At 67.0% G+C, this 20,372-nt stretch carries 23 protein-coding genes, 2 tRNA genes and 1 pseudogene; 15 read left to right on the forward strand and 11 right to left on the reverse strand.

The window, feature by feature from the left end:
* The first annotated feature begins 14 nt into the window (after positions 1-14).
* From ASF31_RS00215 to ASF31_RS00225, 3 genes are read left to right on the forward strand one after another with little or no spacing between them, the layout of a single operon-like run.
* Positions 15-422 carry a hypothetical protein gene (locus tag ASF31_RS00215; protein WP_055752780.1) on the forward strand — a complete coding sequence of 136 codons (408 nt, stop codon included), beginning with the start codon at positions 15-17 and terminating at the stop codon, positions 420-422.
* Positions 419-619, forward strand: coding sequence for a helix-turn-helix transcriptional regulator (locus tag ASF31_RS00220; RefSeq protein WP_039244155.1), 201 nt, complete (start codon positions 419-421; stop codon positions 617-619). The genes ASF31_RS00215 and ASF31_RS00220 overlap by 4 nt, the downstream gene beginning before the upstream one ends.
* Positions 620-655: 36 nt before the next feature.
* Positions 656-1,603 (forward strand): alpha/beta fold hydrolase, encoded by a 948-nt coding sequence (locus tag ASF31_RS00225; protein WP_055752781.1) that lies wholly within the window; start codon positions 656-658, stop codon positions 1,601-1,603.
* Between the two features lie 39 nt (positions 1,604-1,642).
* On the opposite strand, the gene ASF31_RS00230 is transcribed toward ASF31_RS00225, so the two are convergent.
* Together ASF31_RS00230 and ASF31_RS00235 are read right to left on the reverse strand one after the other, a co-directional pair.
* On the reverse strand, positions 1,643-2,479 hold the full coding sequence (locus tag ASF31_RS00230; protein WP_055753317.1) for a DUF3298 and DUF4163 domain-containing protein: 837 nt from the start codon (positions 2,477-2,479) through the stop codon (positions 1,643-1,645).
* 23 nt (positions 2,480-2,502) lie between these two features.
* Positions 2,503-3,534, reverse strand: a complete 1,032-nt coding sequence (locus tag ASF31_RS00235; protein ID WP_055752782.1) for a UbiA family prenyltransferase — start codon at positions 3,532-3,534, stop codon at positions 2,503-2,505.
* Positions 3,535-3,661: 127 nt separating this feature from the next.
* Here ASF31_RS00235 and ASF31_RS00240 point away from each other — a divergent pair, with 127 nt between their 5' ends.
* Both ASF31_RS00240 and ASF31_RS00245 read left to right on the forward strand, forming a co-directional pair.
* Positions 3,662-4,615: a nucleoside hydrolase gene (locus ASF31_RS00240; protein ID WP_055752783.1), complete on the forward strand. Its 954-nt coding sequence runs from the start codon at positions 3,662-3,664 to the stop codon at positions 4,613-4,615.
* Positions 4,612-5,460: a ribokinase gene (locus ASF31_RS00245; RefSeq protein WP_055752784.1), complete on the forward strand. Its 849-nt coding sequence runs from the start codon at positions 4,612-4,614 to the stop codon at positions 5,458-5,460. The genes ASF31_RS00240 and ASF31_RS00245 overlap by 4 nt, the downstream gene beginning before the upstream one ends.
* Here the strand turns inward: ASF31_RS00245 and ASF31_RS14660 are convergent.
* Positions 5,454-5,783 (reverse strand): hypothetical protein, encoded by a 330-nt coding sequence (locus ASF31_RS14660; RefSeq protein WP_235551239.1) that lies wholly within the window; start codon positions 5,781-5,783, stop codon positions 5,454-5,456. The genes ASF31_RS00245 and ASF31_RS14660 overlap by 7 nt on opposite strands.
* 441 nt (positions 5,784-6,224) lie before the next feature.
* Positions 6,225-6,365 (reverse strand): annotated as a pseudogene (locus ASF31_RS14665) (hypothetical protein); the annotation flags it as partial.
* Positions 6,366-6,569: 204 nt separating this feature from the next.
* On the opposite strand from ASF31_RS14665, the gene ASF31_RS00255 reads away from it, so the two are divergent.
* Together ASF31_RS00255 and ASF31_RS00260 are read left to right on the forward strand one after the other, a co-directional pair.
* Positions 6,570-7,829, forward strand: a complete 1,260-nt coding sequence (locus tag ASF31_RS00255; RefSeq protein ID WP_055753318.1) for a hypothetical protein — start codon at positions 6,570-6,572, stop codon at positions 7,827-7,829.
* A 100-nt stretch (positions 7,830-7,929) separates the two neighbouring features.
* Complete coding sequence (locus ASF31_RS00260) at positions 7,930-10,413, forward strand: prolyl oligopeptidase family serine peptidase (protein ID WP_055752786.1); 2,484 nt, start codon at positions 7,930-7,932, stop codon at positions 10,411-10,413.
* A gap of 4 nt (positions 10,414-10,417) precedes the next feature.
* Here ASF31_RS00260 and ASF31_RS00265 read toward each other — a convergent pair whose 3' ends face one another.
* Positions 10,418-11,023 carry a DUF6624 domain-containing protein gene (locus ASF31_RS00265; protein ID WP_055752787.1) on the reverse strand — a complete coding sequence of 202 codons (606 nt, stop codon included), beginning with the start codon at positions 11,021-11,023 and terminating at the stop codon, positions 10,418-10,420.
* Positions 11,024-11,390: 367 nt separating this feature from the next.
* Positions 11,391-12,215 carry an N-formylglutamate amidohydrolase gene (locus tag ASF31_RS00270; protein ID WP_055752788.1) on the reverse strand — a complete coding sequence of 275 codons (825 nt, stop codon included), beginning with the start codon at positions 12,213-12,215 and terminating at the stop codon, positions 11,391-11,393.
* A gap of 112 nt (positions 12,216-12,327) precedes the next feature.
* Between ASF31_RS00270 and cpdR the strand changes: the two genes are divergently transcribed.
* Together cpdR and ASF31_RS00280 are read left to right on the forward strand one after the other, a co-directional pair.
* The gene (cpdR, locus tag ASF31_RS00275; RefSeq protein ID WP_017506825.1) at positions 12,328-12,684 is read left to right on the forward strand and encodes a cell cycle two-component system response regulator CpdR; all 357 of its coding nucleotides are present in this window, start codon (positions 12,328-12,330) and stop codon (positions 12,682-12,684) included.
* A gap of 136 nt (positions 12,685-12,820) precedes the next feature.
* Positions 12,821-12,895: transfer RNA gene (locus ASF31_RS00280), tRNA-Val, on the forward strand.
* 53 nt (positions 12,896-12,948) lie between these two features.
* Here the strand turns inward: ASF31_RS00280 and ASF31_RS00285 are convergent.
* Entirely contained in the window at positions 12,949-13,611 is a 663-nt protein-coding gene (locus ASF31_RS00285; RefSeq protein ID WP_235551203.1) for a DNA polymerase III subunit epsilon, read from the reverse strand.
* Between the two features lie 189 nt (positions 13,612-13,800).
* The gene (locus tag ASF31_RS14350; protein WP_153925618.1) at positions 13,801-13,944 is read right to left on the reverse strand and encodes a hypothetical protein; all 144 of its coding nucleotides are present in this window, start codon (positions 13,942-13,944) and stop codon (positions 13,801-13,803) included.
* A gap of 148 nt (positions 13,945-14,092) precedes the next feature.
* On the opposite strand from ASF31_RS14350, the gene ASF31_RS00290 reads away from it, so the two are divergent.
* Positions 14,093-14,746, forward strand: a complete 654-nt coding sequence (locus ASF31_RS00290; RefSeq protein ID WP_055753319.1) for a DUF1345 domain-containing protein — start codon at positions 14,093-14,095, stop codon at positions 14,744-14,746.
* Positions 14,747-14,764: 18 nt separating this feature from the next.
* On the opposite strand, the gene ASF31_RS00295 is transcribed toward ASF31_RS00290, so the two are convergent.
* Positions 14,765-15,016: a DUF2171 domain-containing protein gene (locus ASF31_RS00295; RefSeq protein ID WP_055752790.1), complete on the reverse strand. Its 252-nt coding sequence runs from the start codon at positions 15,014-15,016 to the stop codon at positions 14,765-14,767.
* A 177-nt stretch (positions 15,017-15,193) separates the two neighbouring features.
* Between ASF31_RS00295 and rsgA the strand changes: the two genes are divergently transcribed.
* Together rsgA and ASF31_RS00305 are read left to right on the forward strand one after the other, a co-directional pair.
* Positions 15,194-16,270, forward strand: a complete 1,077-nt coding sequence (gene rsgA, locus ASF31_RS00300) for a ribosome small subunit-dependent GTPase A (RefSeq protein ID WP_055752791.1) — start codon at positions 15,194-15,196, stop codon at positions 16,268-16,270.
* 80 nt (positions 16,271-16,350) lie between these two features.
* A complete protein-coding gene (locus ASF31_RS00305; RefSeq protein ID WP_055752792.1) occupies positions 16,351-16,674 on the forward strand; it encodes a hypothetical protein in 324 nt (107 codons plus the stop codon).
* 165 nt (positions 16,675-16,839) lie between these two features.
* Here ASF31_RS00305 and ASF31_RS00310 read toward each other — a convergent pair.
* Both ASF31_RS00310 and ASF31_RS00315 read right to left on the reverse strand, forming a co-directional pair.
* Positions 16,840-16,915 (reverse strand) — tRNA-Ala (locus ASF31_RS00310).
* A gap of 290 nt (positions 16,916-17,205) precedes the next feature.
* Positions 17,206-17,667 (reverse strand): TIGR02300 family protein, encoded by a 462-nt coding sequence (locus tag ASF31_RS00315; protein ID WP_055752793.1) that lies wholly within the window; start codon positions 17,665-17,667, stop codon positions 17,206-17,208.
* Between the two features lie 122 nt (positions 17,668-17,789).
* Between ASF31_RS00315 and aroA the strand changes: the two genes are divergently transcribed.
* From aroA to cmk, 3 genes are all read left to right on the forward strand, one after another.
* Positions 17,790-19,112 carry a 3-phosphoshikimate 1-carboxyvinyltransferase gene (gene aroA, locus ASF31_RS00320; RefSeq protein ID WP_369814624.1) on the forward strand — a complete coding sequence of 441 codons (1,323 nt, stop codon included), beginning with the start codon at positions 17,790-17,792 and terminating at the stop codon, positions 19,110-19,112.
* Positions 19,109-19,378 (forward strand): hypothetical protein, encoded by a 270-nt coding sequence (locus tag ASF31_RS00325; RefSeq protein ID WP_055752794.1) that lies wholly within the window; start codon positions 19,109-19,111, stop codon positions 19,376-19,378. Before aroA ends, ASF31_RS00325 begins: the two co-directional genes overlap by 4 nt.
* Before the next feature lie 186 nt (positions 19,379-19,564).
* On the forward strand, positions 19,565-20,209 hold the full coding sequence (cmk, locus tag ASF31_RS00330; protein WP_055752795.1) for a (d)CMP kinase: 645 nt from the start codon (positions 19,565-19,567) through the stop codon (positions 20,207-20,209).
* The last annotated feature ends 163 nt before the right edge of the window (positions 20,210-20,372 follow it).

The raw sequence follows: 20,372 nt of genomic DNA on the forward strand, positions 1-20,372 counted from the left end.
CAAGGAGAGCCGACATGTTTACCGCCTGGAAGACCGGAACGCCTGCGCATCGACGCTACATCGTCCGCACGATGGCCTTCTCCGTGCCCTATGTCGCGATCTGCATCGCCATGATGACGACAGACGCGTTCGACGATTTGATGGGGAAACCGGCGGCCTGGGTCCTGGCGGCGGCGGTGTCGGCCCCGGTCATCGGGCAGATTTGGGCGACCCTGGCGCTGATGCGCGAAAGCGACGAGTTCGTGCGCGGCGTGACGGCCAAACAGTTCATCGTCGCCGCAGGGTTGGCCATGGCCGTCGCCACCTTCTGGGGCTTTGGCGAGAGTTTCGCCGGCGCGCCGCATATGCAGACCTGGCTGATCGTGCCGGTATTCTGGGCGCTTTATGGGGTCGTTTCGCCCTTCATCCGGAGCAGCCGATGAAGAACCGTCTGAAGCTTCTACGCGTCGAGCGCGGCTGGACCCAGGAACAGATGGGTCAGGCGCTGGGGGTCTCGCGTCAGGCGGTGATCGCCCTGGAGACGGAGCGGCACGATCCGTCGCTGGACCTCGCCTATCGGATCGCCGCCGTATTCGAGCGGCCGGTCGAAGAGATCTTTGAAAACCCGCACGCGGGCTGACCAAAAGTCAGAATAACCTTACAATTGGAGACTGTGATGTCGAACGTCATTCGCCCTTGCCGGGGCGTCTTCGCCCCGTCGCGCCTTGCCATCATCCTGGGCGTTGTGATCGCCTGCGCCGTGGCCAGCGATCATGCTCGCGCCCAGACCGCGCCACCTGTGGCTTCCTCCGCCACGCCCTTCGTCTCCGACCGGCTGTCGGTCGAGGTGGTGGGCCAAGGCCCCGACGTCATCCTGATCCCCGGACTGGCGTCTTCGCGTGAAGTGTGGCGAGCGACAGCGGATCGGCTGAAGGCGTCGCACAGAGTACATCTGGTGCAGTTGGCGGGTTTCGCCGGCGAACCCTGGACGCACGGCGACGGCGCCTTCATCCAGCCCGAGGTGGATGAACTGGCGCGCTATATCCGTCAGGCGCGGCTGGATCGGCCGGCGGTGATCGGCCATTCGATGGGCGGTCTGAGCGGACTTTTGCTGGCGCAGCAGCAGCCGGATATGGTCGGGCGGGTGATGACGGTCGACTCGCTGCCCTTCTACAGCGCCATGTTCGGGCCAACCGCGACGGCAGAGAGCGCAAAGCCTTTCGCGGATCAGGCGGCCAACATGATTCTGTCGGCGGACACGGCGAGCTTCCGCACCCAGCAGGCGGCGACGGCGCAGGCCCTGTCGCGAACCCCGTCGGAACAGACGCGCGTCGTGGCCTGGTCGTTGGCGACCGACCGTCACGCGATGGCCTCGGCGATGAAAGATGTCATGACCACCGATGCGCGGCCGGGGCTGGCGACCATGACGACGCCGGTGACGGCGCTTTACGCCACCGATGCCGACGGCGGGGCGCCGGCGGCGGTGGCCGATGCGATGTGGACGCGAGAGTATGCGGCCTTGCCCGGCGTGACCCTGATCCGCGTTGATGGCGCGCGGCATTTCATCATGGCGGACCAGCCCGAGCGGTTCGCCGAGCTGGTCGACGCGTTTCTGGCGAAGTGAGCCTTGGAGATCCTCCCCCGCAAACGGGGGAGGATTGGTTCAGCCGTTCTTCGGCGTCACGTCGCCGGCCTTGACCGGGGCGCCGTCGAACTGGTCGGCGTAGGCCGGATTGAGCAGGGCGCGCAACGCGCTCTGCGGCAGGGCGATCCAGTAGGGGCCGTCCGAATAGGGGCCGATCTGATAGGGCCCCATCAGGAAGGTCACGCCGCCCGCCTTGCCTGGCGTCGTGCCCGGCGTCAGCACAAACGGGGTCGAGACGGCCTTGGGGCAGGTCCACATCTTGCCGTCCAGCGTCGCGGCCTCCGAACCCGGCGAGCGGGCCTGTTTGGCGGCGTTGGTGGCGGCGCACAGGGCCTTGTCGAGGACCGACAGGTCGGCGCCCGGCCGGAACAGGTCGGCGAAGCCCAGCCGCTTGTTGGTCGTCTTGTCCCAGATCACGGCGTCGAAACTGGTGTTGGGATGGGCGCCGCCGGTGAACTCGAAATCGGTGCGGGCCAGGCTGACCAGTTTGCCAGTCTCGGCGCCGGGCGCGAAGGCGATGGTCTTTTCATAGGGGTTCGGGCCGCCGCCGGCCTCGCTGAGATCGGCCTGGGCGCCTTCCTCGAACTGCTTCAGATCGCGCACCGTGTCGGCATAGAGGGCGGCGTGCAGGGCGGGCGTGGTCTTGATCGCCTGGGGCAGGGTCAGTTTGACGGCGGCATAGGGGGTCTTGCTGTCATAGCCGACGGGAGTGTTCGACATGGCCGGCGCAGCGGCCGGGGCCTGTGCGGCCGGCGCCTGGGCCTTGTCTTCCTTGCGCTGGCAGGCGGCCAGAGATGCGGAAAGCGTGGCGGCGACGGCGGCGGACAACAGCAGGATGCGGGCGGTGCGCGACATGGGAAACTCCATCATCGGGGGGATCACAGGGAGATTGAGCCAAGGGCGATAGCGGCCAGCAGGATCAGGCCGGCCTCGCGATTGGACTTGAACAGTTTCAGCGCCAGCGCGCCGTCGTTGCGGTCGAGCCGCATGACCTGACGCGCCAGATGGGCGGCGTAGGCGATCAGGCCGATCCAGAAGAGCGGCCCAAGCCCGGCGGCGAGGCCGGTCATGGCGGCCAGGATCACGGTCAGGCCATAGAAGATCGCCACACCGGGCCGCACGGCCGAGGCCAGTCGGCGGGCCGAGGACTTCACGCCGATCATGGCGTCGTCCTCGATGTCTTGCAGAGCGTAGATGGTGTCGTAGCCCAGGGTCCAGAAGACGCCGCCAATCCACAGCAGGATGGCGGGAAGATAGGCCTGCCACGTCAGGGCGATCGCATGGCCGCTTTCGCTGGCCGGGGACCACAGAAAGGGCCGGAACTCTCCGGCGAGATCGGCGGGCAGCAGCAAGGCGGCCGCCGCCAAGGGCAGGGCGGCGGCGAACCCCATCAGGGCGCCCCAGTTGAAGGTCAGGCCCAGCCAGGCCTGGGGCCACCAGGTGATCCGCTTCATAAACGGATAGGCCGCGACCAGGCCCAGCGACCCAACGCCCAGCCCGATGGCGACGGTCGGCAAGGTGAGCAGGACCAAAAGGCTGATCAGGCTGCACGCGACGACGAACGCCCAGGCCTGTTTGACCGAGATGCGGCCGGACGGAATGGGTCTCTGGGCGGTGCGGGCGACCTGGGCGTCGAAATCCCGATCGACGATGTCGTTGAAGGCGCACCCCGCCGCTCGCATCAGACAGGCGCCGATGGCAAAACCGACGAACAGCCACAGATCATAAAAGCCGGGGCTTTGCCGATACTGCGCCAAGGCCAGCGTGATCCCCTGCCACCCAGGCAGCAGCAGCAGCCAGATGCCGATGGGCCGGTCGAACCGCCCCAGCTTCAACCACGGCTTCAGCCCCTCCGGCGCATGCCGATCGACCCAGTTGGCGCCGGCGTCGGGGAGGGGAGCGAAAGTCATGCGGCTGACTTAGCGCGAAGGGGACAAGGGGTGAAGGCGTGGATTCAACCGCGTTTCCCTCAATCTGCTCAGTATGCACCACCGAAACGGGCTTGCTCACCGGCGTTCAGGCCTTCAAACGACGAGGGTGTCTATTCAGTCCCTGATCATCGATTGCGACCCCGGCGTGGACGACGCCGTGGCGCTGTTTCTGGCCTTCGCCGCGCCCGAGCTGGAGTTGCTGGCCGTCACCACGGTCGGTGGCAATGTCCCCGGCGCCAAAACTCAGCGCAATGCGCGCATGATCCGCCAGATCGCCGGGCGCGAGGAGGTGCCGGTGTTCGGCGGGGCCGAGCGGCCGCTGAAACGGCCGCCGGCGGGCGCGGGCGAGTTTCACGGCGTCGAGGGTCTGGGCGATCTGGAGCCGTTCGAACCGACAGGGATCGTCGGCGACGGGCCGGCCGCCAACGCCATCGTCGATCTGGTGATGAGCCGGCCTGAAGGCTCGGTCGCCATCGCCGTCCTGGGGCCGATGACCAATCTGGCGCTGGCGATGCGGCGTGATCGGCGGCTGGCCGAACGGCTGGGGCCAGTGGTCGTTATGGGCGGGGCGCGGTCGGAAGGCGGCAATGTCACAGCATCGGCCGAGTTCAACATCTGGGCCGATCCGGATGCGGCGGCGGTGGTGTTCGGATCGGGATGTCAGGTGGTCGCCTTCGGCCTGGACGCGACCCATCAGGTGCGCGCGACCGAGGCCCGGATCGTGGCGATAGAAGCCATCGAAAGCGAGGCCGCGCGGGCCGCGGCGTCAACGCTGCGGTTCTCGCAGCGGGTGGAGCGCGAGATCGTGGGATGGGACGCAGCCCCGTTGCATGACCCGTGTCCTATCGCCTGGCTGATCAAGCCCGACCTGTTCGAGACGAAGCCCTGCCGGATCGAGGTGGAGACGGGTTCGGACCTGACGCGCGGGCATACGGCGGTCGAGTTCCGGATCGATCCGGCGACGGCGCGGCATCGCTGGGCGGTCTCGGCGGATGCGCAAGGGGTGTTCGATCTGATCGTCGCCAAGCTGAAGGCTCAGGCGCTGGAGGCCGCCGCATGAGGATCACCGTCGTCGGCTCGATCAATCTGGATCTGGTCGCCACCGCGCCCCAACTGCCGGCGCCGGGCGAGACGGTGACCGGGGCGACCCTGGCGCGGCATCCCGGCGGCAAGGGCGCCAATCAGGCGCTGGCGGCCGAGAAACTGGGAGCCGAGGCCAGCCTGATCGGGCGGGTCGGCAATGACGCCATGGCCGGCGAGGCCCTGGCCCTGATGGAGGATCTGGGCGTCGATCTGGCGGGAGTGGAGGTGGATGTGGCGGCCCCGACGGGCGTCGCCCTGATCGCCGTCGATCCAACCGGCGAGAACCAGATCGTGGTCGCGGCCGGCGCCAACCACATGGTCACCCCTGAACAGCTGCCGCAGCGGATTGAGGGCGCGCTGATCGTGCAGCTGGAGCTGCCGATCGAGACGGTGGAGGCGGCGGTGGGCCGGGCGACGGGCTTCGTCTGCGCCAATCTGGCGCCCGCCGCGCCGGTGTCGGAACTGCTGCTGCGCCGCGCCGACCTGATCGTCGTCAACGAGACCGAGGCGGCCTTCTATGGCGACGGCCTGCACCGGGGCGGGGGACGGGTGGTGGTGACCAAGGGCGCCCGGGGCGCGGCCATGTATCAGCGCGGCGTCGAAATGGCCTGGGCGACCCCGCCGGCCGTCGAGGCGGTCGATGCGACGGGCGCGGGCGACGCCTTCGTCGCCGCCATCACGGTGGCTTTGCTGGAAGGCATGGACCCGGCCGAGGCGCTGCGCTTCGCCTGCGCCGCCGGAGCCTTCGCCGCGACCCGCCCGGGCGCGCAGCCCTCAGCGCCGGAGCGCGATCAGGTCGAGGCTCTGCTCAACGCTCAATAGACGCGGGCGCTGACGGCGCCGCGTCGGCGCATGCCGGGATGCACCAGATCACCGCACGCCTTCACGAAACGGCTGCGCCAGGGTTCGGAAACTGTCGGCGCTGAAATGGTCTGGCCACCAAAGGTGAAGGCGATGGGTGCGCCCTGTGCCAAGGGCTCCAGAATCTCGTCTGCGATCGAAAATGCGTATTCAAGGGCGGGATCGTCAGCCTCGCCTTTCACCCGGGGCGAGCCTGTTCTGACCACCACGTCGCCGACCCGCAGGTCCATTTCAGGTTGGGGCCATGCATCGCGGGGTGAAAATCCCCGCACGATGGCGGTCATGGATAGCCTTTCGCAGACTAGCATGACCTGCGGGGTCGCACTGTACGGTTTGGACGGATTGGGAACCAGGAAGGCGACGGCCGGAACGTTGGGGCTAAAGAATCCTCTCCATTCCTCCCCTCCAGAGCTATGCGCGGCCGGCCCTAGCGGTGATGTGGCTCCAGAGGATGAGACAGCCGGATATTCAAACCTGGTGGTGACGAGGCCCGCCAATGCGGCCGCAAAGATTACTCCGAACGCCATCGCTGTTTTCCACAAACTGACCTTGCCGGTCGCTGCTCGATCCGAGCCCGACCAGTGGCGCCAGGGAGTCTGGCGGCCAACACCGAATAGTTTGGGCCTAATTTCTTGTGGCGGCTGTGGAGCGTGATCGGCGAGACGGCGCGCCAGTTCGCGGCTGCTGACCGCGCCGGTTTTGCGCCGTGCCGATCGGAGCCTTTCGTTGACGCTATTGACCGACAGGCCCGTCAGATTGGCGATGGTCTTGGCGGTGTGACCCTGAGCCAGAAGGCGCGGCAGGTCCTGTTCCTGGGCGGTGAGACGATCGAGATTTGGAGACATGAAATGGCGCCGAACGGACATGCCTGTCGTTCCTGGGCAAAGGCGTCTGGAGCGGAAACTGCGAAGACGCTGCAGGCCGCTACGATTTTCTTGTGGCAGTCGAAATCGGGTCGATGCGCGACAAGGCCGAAAGAGGCGCCGTTCACACGCAAACGTTCGATGCAGCGACAGCTCGCCATACTTCCGCCAAGCACAACCTGTGATTTGCGGCGGATGGAGGGGCGGATGCTGACACGACGAGGACTAGCGCTGGCGGCCGTTGCAACGGCTGCGCTGACTTCGCGACCCGCAGGGTCGCAGACGCCATTGAGCGCCGAGCAGCAGTTCATGGTCGAAGGGCGGTATCTGCCGCAGTATCTCGAGCTGAAGGCGCAGGCGGCTGCAGGCCGTCCGGCGGCCGGAGGCTTTCTGGCGCAGTATGCCGCCTTCCTTGGCGATGAGGCGACGGCGATCGGCGTCGATGAAGAGGATCGGCCGGCCGACGCCGAGTTGCCAGACCTGTCGGACGCCGAGAGCCGCGATGCGCTGTCCGCCATCGTCGAAGCCGCGAGAGTTAGGCAGATCGTCATACTCAACGAGGCTCACAACATATCGGGCCATCGCGGTTTTGCGACGCGAATCATGCGGGCGTTGAGACCGCTGGGTTTCGACACCTTCGCCGCCGAGACCTTCCTCCAGCCTCAGCAAGAGGCGGCCCCTAGCATACGCAGATACAGGCGGGGAGATCCGTTGCATTCCGGTTTCGGATACTACATCGCCGATCCGGTTTATGCGGAGGCCGTGAGGGAGGCGGCGGCGCTCGGTTACACTTTCGCGGACTACGAATGGCGGTGGGACCAAAGGCCGCCGGCGACGGCGTCAGGTGATGAGCAGATAGCAGCGCGAGAAGCGGCGCAGGCCGACAATCTGGTCGAGGCGGTGCTGAAGGGCCGACCGGATGCGCGGATCTTCGTCTTGTGCGGCTACAGTCATGCCATGGAGCTTGAAGGGCGCGGCGGCCTGTGGTTCGCCGCCCGGCTGAAGGCGCTGACCGGCATCGATCCCCTTACCATCGAGCAGTCGTGGAACTGGCCTGCAACGCGGCCGCAAGCGGACGCGCCGCATGTCGCCGCTGTCTTGAAGCGCTTCCAGCCGACCGCGCCTATCGTTGTGTCGCGCAACGGGATCGCCTTCGCCAACAGCGATTTCGAAGGTCGAGTAGACCTGAGCGTCTTTCATCCGAGACTGGATCGCGTGGCTGGAAGGCCGGGCTGGCTGGCGGCTGACCCCCTGCGAAAGGCGGTCGAAGTCTCGATCCCAGCTTTTGAAGGTCAGGCCTTATTGCAAGCGCTGCATATCCAGGAAGGCATGGTTATCCCGGCAGATCACTTTCTGCTGGAGGCGGGCCAGGCGCGGGGGACCATGATGCTCAGGCCCGGCGCCTATGTTCTGCGGTTGGAGACGACGCGCGGGATCGAACCGGCGTTCGGGGAAATCGTCGTTTGATCCCGCCAGCGACCTAATGACTGCCTGACCCAAAACGGGTTGGCGCCGGTGTGCGGGCGGGGTTACGTCTGGGGTTCGGGATTTGTGGGGACTTCAGACTATGATGATGCGTGGACGTGGGGTTGGGTTGGTTCTGGCGGCGGTGCTGCTGAGCGGCGTGGCGGGTGGGGCGTTAGCCCAAAACGCGGGGGGGCAGAACGCGGGGCCGGCTGCGGGACCGATGGTCTATCAGCAGCCGCCGGCGCCGATCGCGGACATCCTAGACGCCAAGCCGACGCCGTCGTCGATGCTGAGCCCGGATCGGCGGACGCTGGTGCTGATGGATCGGTCCAACCTGCCCAGCATCAAGGCCCTGGCCGAGCCGATGCTGCGGCTGGCGGGGACGCGGATCAATCCGAGGAACAATGGCGCGGCCGAAAGCCGGGTGGCGTGGCTGACGGGTCTGAGCCTGCAGGCGGTGGATGGGGGGCAGCCTCGCGTCGTGGCCCTGCCCAGCGGCGCGCGGTTCACGGCGCCGCGGTTCTCGCCGGACGCCAAGTCGCTGGCCTTCGTGCTGGACCGGCCGACGGGGCTGGAGCTGTGGGTGGTGGACGTGGCCTCGGCGCGGGCGAGGAAGCTGACCGATCCGGTGGTCAATATGACCGGCGGGACGGGGTATGAGTGGCTGCCCGACAGTTCGGGCCTGCTGGTCGAGGCGGTGCCGGCGGGACGCGGTCCGGCGCCGGACGTGACGGCGGCGCCGACGGGGCCCAACATCGAGGAGACGGCCGGGCGGGTCGCGCCGGTGCGGACCTATCAGGACCTGTTGTCGAACCCCGGCGACGAGGCCCTTTTCGACCATTATTTCACCAGCCAGCTGACGCTGGTTCCACTGAACGGCCGTGCACGGACGATCGGGGCGCCGGCGGTCTATCTGGACGCCGCAGTGTCGCCGGACGGCAAATACATCCTGCATGAGATCGCCAAGCGGCCCTATTCCTATGCGGTGCCGGACGACCTGTTCCCGACCGAGATCGTGGTGACGGATCTGAACGGCCGCGTGGTGCGCACGGTCGCCGACCTGCCGCTGAGGGACGATGTGCCGACCGCCTTCGACGCCGTGGCGCCCGGGCCGCGCGCGGTCGAATGGCGGGCCGATGCGCCGGCGACCCTGACCTGGGTCGAGGCGCTGGACGGCGGCGACATCCGCAAGCAAGCCGAGTTCCGGGACCGGGTCTTCATGCAGGCCGCGCCGTTCACGAGCGAGCCCGTCAAACTGATCGACCTGAAGGAACGGTATGGCGGCGTCGTCTGGGGCCGGGACGACCTGGCCATCGTCAATAGCCGCTGGTTCAACACCCGGCACGAAACGCGCTTAGTGGTCGATCCGTCGAACCCTGGCGAGGGCCGGGTGCTGCTGGAGCGGAACTATCAGGCGCGCTATGACAATCCGGGCCAGCCGGTGACCCAGCCGAATGCGCAGGGCCGTTCGGTGATCCGCTTCGATCCGCAGGGGCGCATCCTGATGTCGGGCGCCGGGGCCACGCCGCAGGGCGAGTTCCCGTTCCTTGCCGCCATGGACCCGGCGACGGGACGCAGCGAACGGCTGTGGACCTCGGCCAATACGGACTACGAGGCCGTGGTCGGCTTCCTGGATGCGGACGGCAAGCGGGTGGTGACGCAGCGCGAGACGCGGCTGGATCCGCCCAACCTGCAGATCCGCGATCTGACTACGGGCCAGACGACGCGGCTGACCAACTTCCCCGATCCGGCGCCGCAGCTGGCCGAGGCGACGCGGCAACTGGTGACCTATGAGCGGGCCGACGGGGTCAAGCTGTCGGGGACGCTGTATCTGCCGGCCGGTTACGACAAGGACCGCGACGGGCCGCTGCCGATGCTGATGTGGGCCTATCCCGCCGAGTTCACCGATGCGGCGGTGGCGGGCCAGACGGTGGACGTGCAGAACCGCTTCGTGCGGCCGGGCGGGTCCAGCCATCTGTTCCTGCTGACCCAGGGCTATGCGATCTTCGACAACCCCTCCATGCCCATCATCGGCAAGGATGGGGCCGAGCCGAACGACACCTATGTCGAGCAGCTGGTCGCTGATGCGAAGGCCGCGGTCGACGCCGTGGTCGGCATGGGCGTGGCGGACCGCGACCGGATCGCCGTCGGCGGGCACAGCTACGGGGCCTTCATGACGGCGAACCTCTTGGCGCACAGCGATCTGTTCCGGACCGGGATCGCGCGGTCGGGGGCCTATAACCGCACCCTGACGCCGTTCGGCTTCCAGTCCGAGCAGCGCAACTACTGGGAGGCGACCGAGGTCTATACCGAGATGTCGCCCTTCACCTATGCGAACAAGCTTAACGAGCCGATCCTGCTGATCCACGGTGAGGCGGACGACAACTCGGGCACCTTCCCGGTGCAGTCCGAGCGCTTCTATGCGGCGTTGAAGGGGCTGGGGGCGACGGCGCGTTACGTCACCCTGCCGCTGGAGGCGCATGGATACCGCGCGCGGGAATCGGTGGGCCACACCCTGTGGGAGATGACCCGCTGGCTGGACCAGTATGTGAAGAACGCCCCGCCGAAGCCGGCCGCGAACTGAGCGATCAGGGCTTGGACGCCGCGGCCTCCGCCGCGGCGTTGACGGCCGCGAGACGCGCGTCCTGCTCCGACTGGGGCGGGACGCCGAAGACGGCGCGCAGGCTGTCGGGGATCAGGGCGCGGTCGTAGGGATCGAGTGTGGCCGGGGCGTCGCGGATCTTGCGGGTCTGGGTGCCGTAGATCTGCGGCTTTTCGGTCATCTGCAGATAGCGATCCAGCGTCGCGGCGGCGATCCATGCGCCTTCGGGCGAGCCCTTGGCCACGGCGGCGACGGCCAGGCTATGGGCCAGCAGATAATCCTCGGGCGTGGAGCCGTGCTGGAAGACGAAGGCGGCGGCCCGGTAGTCCTCGCCGGTCTGGAGCGCGCCGGCGTCCAGCAGGGCGCGGGTCTGGACGCGGCGTTCGGCGTCGGCGGCGAGCATTTCCGTGACGCGGGCGCGGTCTTTGAAAAAGTCCGGCGTCAGGGTCTGCCGTACGGCCTGGTCGGCGGCGAAGATGGCGGCCATTTCCGCGTTGTTTGGAGGCGGGGCGTCCTGAGCCAAGACCGGAACGGCAAAGGCCAGGGCGACGGCCGAAACCGCGGCGGCGCAGGACAGGCGAGACGGGCGCATGGGAGATCTCCGCTGAAGCTTGAGCGGATATTGGCGATCCGCTTTGCGGCCAATTGCGGGCATGCAGATTACGGCGTCGTCAGCTTAGGGCGTTATCCAGCCTGCGCACTTCCAAACATCTCGCACTTGCGAGATGCCGCATCGCCGTATCGAGGCGAATCCACCTCACTTTCACGCATGGATGGCCATATTTGCGTAACAAGGCGTGACCGTGCAGGCGCGCATGGGTCTTGACCCATTGTGCATCGCAACCTAAGTTGACCTCTGACGCCTCCGGGCGTCTTGCCCTTCCTGGGCGTTTCCTCCCTATAGACTTTTAATGCCGCACCCTCGGGTGCGGCTTTTTTTTGATCTGATCAGCGATCAGTCAGGCCGACCACGCATCTGCGCACAAGGTGGCGATCACGCGGGACAGCGCCTTTTGCGTCTTGGCGTAGGTTGCGTTAGGGGCCAGCGTCGTCTCATCAAAATACAGTTTGCGGCTCAGCTCGATCTGGATGGCCTCGTAGCCCTCGTCCGGCCGTCCCCAGCGCTGGGTGGACCAGCCGCCGGCGTAGGGATGGTTCTGCGCCACGCGCCAGCCCAAGCCCTCGAACAACTCACGCAAACGCCGGCTGAGCCGCGCACTGCAGGCCGAGCCGTAACGATCGCCCAGCACGACCTCGGCCCCGACGGCGCGCGCCGGCATCGAATGCCAGTCGATCAGCACGGCGCGTCCGTGCCTCGCGCGCGTCGCCTGCATCCGTTCTTCCAGCGCCTGGTGATAGGGGGCGTGGACCCCGGCGATGCGGTGCGTGGCCTCCGCCAGAGTCAGCCGGCGCGCATAGAGCGGCGTGCCGTCGCCGGCCAATCGGGGAATCACGCCATAACCGGCGGCCGTCTTGGCCCCGACCGGCCCCTCCAGATCCGCGATCAGGGCCGGGTCCAGCTCGGACGGATCGCGGTTCAGATCGACATAGGCCCGGCCGATCCGGCCTTCGATCAGCGCGGCCCCCCTGCGCGGTCCCTCTGCGACCAAACTCCCGACCAAGGCGTCCTCGGCGCTCTTCAGGCTGGCGCGCGACAGGCCCGGCGCGGCGCCCATGTCGTCGGGATACAGGTCGCCGGAGTGGGGCGAGGCGAACACCAGCGCCGTCGCGGGCGCGTCCGCCGCCGGGGCGGTGATCGAAAAGCTGTCGCCGCCGTCGGTCATGCTCCCGCTTAGCGCGTTTCGCTGTGGAAGGAAGTCGGCTGATCGGCGAATTTCATCGGCGGTTTACCGTTCCGGCTCTAGGTTTGCGGTCTGTTTCAAGGGTGTTTCTCGAATGGCGCGTATTCTCCTGGCCGAAGACGACGGTTCGTTGCGCGGATTTCTGACGCGCGCGCTGGAGCGGGCAGGCCACCAGGTCATCGACTGCGAGAACGGCGACGACGCGATCGACGCGTTGGAACACGGTCCCTACGACCTGCTGCTGACCGACATCGTCATGCCGGGCGCCGACGGGATCGAGGTCGCCCGCGTCGCCGCCGCCCGCCAACCCGGCCTGCGCATCATGTTTATCACCGGCTTCGCCGCCGTGGCCCTGACCGCCGCCCAGGCCACGCCGGACGCCAAGGTGTTGTCAAAACCCGTCCACCTGCGTGATCTGGTCAATGAGGTCGAGCGGATGGTCGCCGCCTGAACCTTCGCTGCGACTGGGCCGAGCGGCGTTTGGCGAGAAATCGCATTCTTGCCGTTAAATCGGCTTGATGCCGACCGGCCTCGCCGCTATACGACCGCTCTTCCCGCTCCGAAGACGTTTTTCGGAGCCCTACGGCGGATGCGTAGCTCAGCGGGAGAGCACCTCGTTGACATCGAGGGGGTCACAGGTTCAATCCCTGTCGCGTCCACCATTTCCTTTTCTTTTCAGATCAGTCGCCATCAGCCCCTGGCTGGCGTTCGCGCGCTAGAGCAGCCGTCCCTGATCCGACGTCCGGACGGCCGTGTCCGTCGTCAGGCCGCGGCGGCGAAGCTCGGTCGCGGCGGTGAAGGCGATGTCGATGTCGCGTCCCGACGCCATGACCTGAAGCCGGTCGGCATCCACCGCGCTCCACGCCTTGCCGCGTTCAGGGCCGGCGGGCACGCGAGGCAGCAGTCCCGGTTCGCGGCTCCAGGCCAGAAGCTGCTCGACGGTCGTTTGGTTCAGCATGTCGCGCAGATGGTGGGCGGTAACATAGGCGTCGGGCAGGGCGCGATGCGCCGGCAGGCCCAACTCGTGCACCAATCCCTCGGGCCGGCGCAGATAGCGCAGCATCTGGTTGGAGAAGCGCGGCAGGTCGGGCCACAGCCGCAGGGCGCATTTCCAGGTGCAGATCCACTTTGCGCCGCCTGACAGGGCAGGGGTGCAATACCGCTGCTCGAAGCTGGCGCGGTGAGCCGCCAGGGCGATCACGCCCGCCTCGGGACGAAGGATGGGCGGGGCGACGGCCTTCCAATAGCGGGCGTCTTGAACCCACTCGTCCAGAATGTGGTGGATCGCCATGGTGTCGGGCGAAATCGGCCGACCGGGATTTACGAAACGGGCACCGCGCGTCGCATCCAGACGCCATGGGCCGGCCCCGTCACGCACCACGTCCTGCCAGCCGATCTCGCAGACGTCCTGAGGGCCGGATCCGGCCGTCTCCAGGTCGATGACGCGGATGCGTTGGGGTGATGGCGTGAAGTCGGTCAGGGCGTCCTCGGCGTGGCTTTCACACCTGACAACGCCTGGGACGCCAGATTCGGTCCGGCGCCTGGAAAGACCGCCGACGGCGCGTCGTCAGTTCGGCAAGTGCACCGACCCGTGCGGCATGACGGTCATCACGGCCCACAGACCGACCAGCACCACGGGCGAGGCGATCAAGGCCCGCCGACAGCGATGCGCCAGATAGAGAGCCTCGCCGATCACGATCGACACCAGCATTCGCGTTTCCCCCGAAACGATAAGCGACACTTCTATGACGTCGCCGACAGACGTGTCCCTCAATGAGACGACAAGACTTTTGGTCGCCGCCTCTCCGCAGGCCGCGTGGTCGCTGGACGTGCGGCCAGGAATGCGCAATCTCGCAGGCATGGGATCTGTCGCGCGCCTGTTCCGTCTGCATTTGTCGCTATGGCTCGGGCTGCTGGTCATGGCGGCCGTCGCGGCGCTGGCGCCGGCCAGCCTCGGCTGGCCGATGCGACTGGCGGCCGGCTGGGACGCGGGCGTGGCGACCTTTCTCGTTGCCACCTTTGTGCGGATCTTCCGCGCGTGTTCTCAGGAGGCGATGCGGCGTCGCGCGGCGGAACTGGATCAGGCGGGCGTTATGGTCCTGCCGCTCAGCATGGCGGCGGCCGTGGCCAGCGTCGTGGTCCTCGTCCTCGCCATGGTGGCCAGCGACGGCAAGCCGACCGTCGGGCAGGCGGTCTTTTCAGTGTGCACCGTCGGCGTGTCGTGGCTGTACGTGCACATCATCTTCGCCCTGCATTACGCCCACGGATTCTATGCCCCCCGTGACGACGGCAAGGGCGATCAGGGCGGGCTGATCTTTCCGGGCGAGGAAGACGCGGACTACTGGGATTTTCTGCACTTCGCCCTGATCATCGGCGTGGCGAACCAGACGGCCGATGTGCAGATCTCCAGCCGCAAGCTGCGCGGCCTAGCGACGTTTCACAGCCTGATCGCCTGGTTCTTCAACGCCGTTATCCTGGCGCTGACGGTCAATCTGGCCGCCACGCTGCTTTAGGCACGCGTAGCCGTTCGGTCAGAGATCGACTGGGCGACCGGATTCCTCTTCTTCAAGCGTGACGGCGACATCGGCGTTGGCCGACAGGCGCACCTTGTCGCCCTCGACGCCGGCCACGAAGCCGTTCTCGATATAGTGGTGATGATCGGCGTGGGCGCTGGTGTTCTCGCGGCGCGTCAGCTTGATCCGGTCGCTCTCGACCCGGTCCACGACGCCGACGTGCACGCCGTCGGCTCCGATGACTTCCATGCCTTCCTTGATCTCGCTCATCGCTGTCTTTCCTCGCTGAACATCGTCTCGATAGCGGAGCGCCGCCGATCGACATTTCGTTCCCGAGGCGCTGGGACGGCGAGCATGCTTGTTCGCGGCCCCGCCGACTGGCAAGGCTTTGGGACAGTGTTCAGCACAAGCCGGCTGAGGAGCGCGAGCGACAGGGATGCCGTTGACTTGATTGAACAGTATGGATGGTCCGAGGTCTGGGCGACGGCGTTTGCGCCGCATGCCCATGCCGGTCACACGCCGGGCCGCGTCATCCTCCAGCATCGCAACGGCTATCTGGTCGTCACGGATGCGGGCGAGCTTCAGGCCAAGGCGTCCGGCCGACTGCGGCACGAAGCCCAGGAGACTGGGCCCCCTGCGGTGGGCGACTGGGTGGCGCTGGCGCCGAACCCTCAGGACGGCGCCGCCACCATCCACGCCGTCCTGCCTCGCCATACGGCCTTCGTGAGACGGGCGGCCGACAGCGTGCGTCGAACCCAGATCCTGGCGGCCAATATCGACGTGGCCTTCGTCGTCACCTCGATGAATGCGGATCTGAATCCGCGCCGGATACAGCGTTTCCTGGCTGCCGCGATGGACAGCGGAGCGCGGCCTGTTCTTGTTCTGACGAAGTCAGATCTCAGCGCCGACCCCCAAGCCGAGGCCGCTCAGGTGGCGGCGCTGGAGGCGCAGACCCTGGTCCTGACCGTCTCGGCGCGCGAAGGCGTCGGTCTGGAGGCGCTGCGTCTTCAGGTGAAGCCGGGCGAGACCTGTGTCCTGATCGGCTCGTCGGGTGTCGGCAAGTCCACCCTGGTCAACGCCTTCCTGAACGAGGATCGGATGGCGACCCAGGCGATCCGCGCATCCGACGACCAGGGACGGCATACCACCAGCCACCGCCAGCTGCTCCCGCTGCCCGGCGGCGGTCTCATCATCGACACGCCCGGCATCCGCGAAGTGGGCCTGATCGACGCCGAAGAGGGTGTGGAAGCGGTCTTCGACGATATCGAACACCTGATGCAGGAGTGCCGCTTCACCAACTGCGGCCATGTGAGCGAGCCGGGGTGCGCTGTCCAGGCGGCCCTGGCGGACGGCACGCTGGAGGGACCGCGCTGGGCGCATTTCCAGAAGCTGAAGTCGGAACTGGCGGCCGCAGGGGACAAGGCGGAACGGATCGCCAAGGCTGCGGAACGCCGGCGGCTGGGCGGCTTGCAGAAGGTCTATCGCGCGACGAAGCGCAACGATCGGGGCGGGGCCGATCGATAGCGTCGATGGCGCAACCGAATTTCGACGTGTTGCGGGGCCAAACGGGCTAGGTGAGGTCCTTAGACTCAAGAAAGATCACCATGTCCGCATTCACCATCGTCACCACCAGCGCCGTTCAGGGCAGCGAGGCCGCAGAGGTCAACACTCTGACCGACGACTTTTCCGACGCCAACGAGGCGGTGGGCTATGCACGGCGCATGGCCGACGAAATGATCGACATGGCCGATCAGCTGCTGCTGGATTTCGATTACAGCAATGTCGGCGTCTACGAGGGCGACCTGCTGGACGAAGACGTCACCCCGGACCACCCCGCCCTGATCGGCGTCTGGGTGCTGGATGAAGAAGGCTCGGCCTTCGTGCCGGCCGAAGAGTTCCGGCAAGGGTCGACCGAAGTCGAGAACTGATCGGCGGCTATCGCGGCGGGAGGTTCGGATCGAGCCACCTGCCGCATCTGTCATCGAACGAGAAACGCGCGCCTAGTCGCGCGCCGAATGGCGACTTCTGCGGATCGAAAATGTGAGGGAGGATGGCCGTCCCTCCGAACACCTTGCGGTGCTCGGAGGTGACGATGGTGGAGCTTAGCGGAGTCGAACCGCTGACCTCTTGCATGCCATGCAAGCGCTCTACCAACTGAGCTAAAGCCCCGGACCTGTCGGTCTGGATCGCCCGGTTCATCTTGCGATGGCCCCCGGCGAGGCGGCGGAAACTAGGTCAGGCTTTTTCTGTGATCAAGCCCGTTTCGAGATTTATTTTCACCGCGTTCCCAAGGGTGAAAATACGCAGGTTTTTCAAACCGAAAGGTGTGAAAGGCCTGCTGTCCCGCCGCGTCTCCCTAACGGGAAATGCGGCGGGTGCAACAAGAATCTGAGCCAGATCGCGATAAGCCCGCAGCAAGTCGGGCTTCAAGTCGCGCGAAGCGCGATAGGCCCAAGAATTTAGTCGTCGTCGCGCGACGGCTTGGCGATCTCGTCGTCGATCGAGTCGTCGTCTTCGTCCTCGATGAACGGCACGGAGTCGTCATCGTCGTCGGCCAGCAGATCGTCGTCGCCGTCGGTCGAGCCCATGCCGGCTTCTTCCGAGGCGTCAGCCGGGGAGTCTTCGTCCTCGTCGTCCGGGGTCAGGATCGGCTCGTGGCCTTCCTCGTCGATTTCCGGCGTCTTGACGTCGTCTTCCTCGTCCTCGTCGCCGTCGACCTTCTTGTCCTTGACCTGATCTTCCGTGTCCTCATCGTCGGACGGATAGCCGGGACGGGCGCGGCGGCTGCGCAGCTTCATCGCCTCTTCGGGATCGAAGTCGGTTCCGCATTTGGGGCAGTGTGCAGGGCGACGGTTCAGGTCGTAAAACTTCGCCTGGCAGTTGGGGCAGACCTGTTTGGCGCCCAGTTCGGGATTGGCCACGTTTGGATGCTTTCAACGGGTTGAATTCGGGGCGGTCCCTTGCCACCCCTTTGACCCGCTGTCAAAAGCTGTCTTTCGCGCCGCCCGCGCGGCCCTTCGCACAATACAGCCTGAAGCGGGTGATCATGCCGTCCCAACTGACTTCGCGCCGCGCATCCGCCCTGACCGGAAAGGTCCGCGCACCGGGCGACAAGTCGATGTCGCACCGGTCGATGATCCTGGGCGGAATGGCGTCGGGCGTGACTGAGGTCGAGGGTCTCCTGGAAGGCGACGACGTCCTGGCCACCGCCCGCGCGGTCGAAGCCTTCGGCGCCAAGGTCGAGCGGACCGGCGACGGCAGATGGCGGATCGACGGGGCGGGGGGCTTTAAGACGCCGGCTTCGATGATCGACTGCGGCAACGCCGGGACCGGGGTGCGCCTGCTGATGGGCGCGGCGGCCGGCTATCCGCTAACGGCGACCTTCGATGGCGACGGCTCGCTGAGAAAGCGGCCGATGAAGCGGGTCACGGGACCCCTGGCGGACATGGGTGCGGCGTTCGACTGGCAGGCGGCCGAGGATCGGCTTCCTGTGGCCCTGACCGGCGGCGCGCTGAAGGCCATCGACTATGTGCAGACGGTGGCCTCGGCCCAGGTGAAGTCGGCCATCCTGCTGGCGGGTCTGAACGCCGAGGGCGTCACCTCCGTGGTCGAGCCGGAAAAGAGCCGCGACCACACCGAGCGGATGCTGCGGGCCTTCGGCGCCGAGGTGGGCGTCGAGGAGAGGGGCGAGGGCTGGAAGGTGACGCTGAAGGGCGGACAGGCCCTGACCGGGACCTTCGTCGCCGTGCCGGGCGATCCGTCCTCGGCGGCGTTTCCCCTGGCGGCCGGTCTGATCGTGCCGGGGTCTGAGGTCACGGTCGAGGGCGTGATGCTGAACCCGCTTCGCACCGGCCTGTTCGACACCTGGATCGAGATGGGCGCCGACCTGACCATCACCAACCGGCGTGAGGCCGGGGGCGAAGAGGTCGGCGACATCACCGCCCGTCACTCGTCCCTGAAGGGCGTGGTCGTGCCCGAGGATCGCGCCGCCTCGATGATCGACGAATATCCGATCCTGGCGGCGACGGCGGCCTTTGCGGACGGCGTCACCGTCATGCGCGGCGTGGGTGAAATGCGGGTCAAGGAAAGCGACCGGATTTCGCTGATGGTCGAGGGGCTGCGCGCCTGCGGCATTCAGGTCGAGGAGGAGCCGGAAGGCTTCATCGTCACCGGCGCCGGCCAGGGCGAGTCGGTGCGCGGCGGCGGCCTGGTCCACACCGCCCACGACCACCGCATCGCCATGAGCCATCTGGTCCTGGGCCTGGCCGCCGAACAGCCGGTCTCGGTCGACGAGCCTGGGATGATCGCCACCAGCTTCCCCGGCTTCGTCGAGATGATGAACGGGCTGGGCGGGCGGATCGCGTGAAGCCCGCGCGCGGCGTCCTCGGTCGAGGCATCGCGGTCCTCGGTCTTTTGACCTGTCTGGGCGGAGCCGGCTGGACGGCCTGGATCGTCTGGCAAGGGGTGACGACAGGCCAGGTCTCGGGCAAACATGGCGCCGTGCATCTGAGGGCCGAGGGCGACGCCTTCTTCTATTCGAGCGTGGTGCTGAACGGTGTCGCCTGTCTGGTGTGGCTAGGTCTGGCAGCCTTCGCGGTCGTGGTTCTGGCGCGTTGGAAGGCATGGTCGTGAACCGGCCGGGGCTGTCGGGCTGGATCAAGCCGATCCTGACGATGGCGCCCCTTGCAATTCGTGATTTGGTCGGACGCCGGGACTGAGGGCTTCGGCTGGATTGGTCGGGCGATCCTCGCTATCAGGTTCGGCCTCCCGTGCGTTTGGGATCGAGATTGAAATGCGCCACGCGCTGCGGAGACCTGCTTGACCCTGATCATCGCCGTCGACGGACCGGCCGCCTCTGGCAAGGGGACCATCGCCGCGCGTCTGGCCCAGACCTATGGCCTGCCGCATCTGGATACGGGGCTGCTGTACCGGGCCGTGGGCGCAAAGGTGCTGGCGGACGGCGGGTCGCTGGATGACGAGGCCGCGGCGACGCAGGCGGCGCGGGGGCTGGATGCGGCGGGTCTGTCGGACGATCCGCGCCTGACGACAGGCGAGGCGGGCGAGGCCGCCAGCCGTGTCGCCAGCTTCGCCGGCGTTCGCGCGGCTCTGCTGGAACTGCAGCAGGCTTTCGCGGCCCAGGCGGGCGGCGCCGTTCTCGACGGACGCGACATCGGTACGGTCATCGCGCCAAACGCTCAGGCCAAACTGTTCGTCACAGCGACGCCCGAGGTGCGGGCCACGCGCCGCTGGAAGCAGCTTACGGCGCGCGGATCGGATATCGTTTTTGACGCCATGCTGGCCGACATCCAACGCCGCGACGAGCGCGACGCCGGGCGGGGCGCGGCGCCGATGGTGCAGGCCGCCGACGCGGTCTTGCTGGACACGACCGATATGGGTATAGAGGCCGCCTTCGATGCGGCCCGCCGTATCGTCGAGGCGGCGCGCGCGAAACACGGTCTCTGACCTGCCATCGCAAATCCAACGCTCCCACCCTCGGCCTCCGCGGGCGTTTTGATCGTTCTGAACGGTCTCGCATCCCGACGACCTGATTCCATCTTTTCCCATCGCCCCGCGCGCCGCCTTTCGCTGCGTCAGGGGTCCACCTCGCGCGGATCGTCCTTCGGTC

This window comes from Brevundimonas sp. Leaf280 (assembly GCF_001422455.1).
Classification (GTDB): domain Bacteria; phylum Pseudomonadota; class Alphaproteobacteria; order Caulobacterales; family Caulobacteraceae; genus Brevundimonas.

What these genes read in the sequence shown, in the direction of transcription:
- ASF31_RS00215 (WP_055752780.1), top strand. Translation starts at nt 15, where the DNA reads ATGTTTACCGCCTGGAAGACCGGAACGCCTGCGCATCGACGCTACATC.
- ASF31_RS00220 (WP_039244155.1), top strand. Translation starts at nt 419, where the DNA reads ATGAAGAACCGTCTGAAGCTTCTACGCGTCGAGCGCGGCTGGACCCAG.
- ASF31_RS00225 (WP_055752781.1), top strand. Translation starts at nt 656, where the DNA reads ATGTCGAACGTCATTCGCCCTTGCCGGGGCGTCTTCGCCCCGTCGCGC.
- ASF31_RS00230 (WP_055753317.1), bottom strand. Translation starts at nt 2,479, where the DNA reads ATGTCGCGCACCGCCCGCATCCTGCTGTTGTCCGCCGCCGTCGCCGCC.
- ASF31_RS00235 (WP_055752782.1), bottom strand. Translation starts at nt 3,534, where the DNA reads ATGACTTTCGCTCCCCTCCCCGACGCCGGCGCCAACTGGGTCGATCGG.
- ASF31_RS00245 (WP_055752784.1), top strand. Translation starts at nt 4,612, where the DNA reads ATGAGGATCACCGTCGTCGGCTCGATCAATCTGGATCTGGTCGCCACC.
- ASF31_RS14660 (WP_235551239.1), bottom strand. Translation starts at nt 5,783, where the DNA reads ATGACCGCCATCGTGCGGGGATTTTCACCCCGCGATGCATGGCCCCAA.
- ASF31_RS00255 (WP_055753318.1), top strand. Translation starts at nt 6,570, where the DNA reads ATGCTGACACGACGAGGACTAGCGCTGGCGGCCGTTGCAACGGCTGCG.
- ASF31_RS00260 (WP_055752786.1), top strand. Translation starts at nt 7,930, where the DNA reads ATGATGATGCGTGGACGTGGGGTTGGGTTGGTTCTGGCGGCGGTGCTG.
- ASF31_RS00265 (WP_055752787.1), bottom strand. Translation starts at nt 11,023, where the DNA reads ATGCGCCCGTCTCGCCTGTCCTGCGCCGCCGCGGTTTCGGCCGTCGCC.
- ASF31_RS00270 (WP_055752788.1), bottom strand. Translation starts at nt 12,215, where the DNA reads ATGACCGACGGCGGCGACAGCTTTTCGATCACCGCCCCGGCGGCGGAC.
- cpdR (WP_017506825.1), top strand. Translation starts at nt 12,328, where the DNA reads ATGGCGCGTATTCTCCTGGCCGAAGACGACGGTTCGTTGCGCGGATTT.
- ASF31_RS14350 (WP_153925618.1), bottom strand. Translation starts at nt 13,944, where the DNA reads ATGCTGGTGTCGATCGTGATCGGCGAGGCTCTCTATCTGGCGCATCGC.
- ASF31_RS00290 (WP_055753319.1), top strand. Translation starts at nt 14,093, where the DNA reads ATGGGATCTGTCGCGCGCCTGTTCCGTCTGCATTTGTCGCTATGGCTC.
- ASF31_RS00295 (WP_055752790.1), bottom strand. Translation starts at nt 15,016, where the DNA reads ATGAGCGAGATCAAGGAAGGCATGGAAGTCATCGGAGCCGACGGCGTG.
- ASF31_RS00305 (WP_055752792.1), top strand. Translation starts at nt 16,351, where the DNA reads ATGTCCGCATTCACCATCGTCACCACCAGCGCCGTTCAGGGCAGCGAG.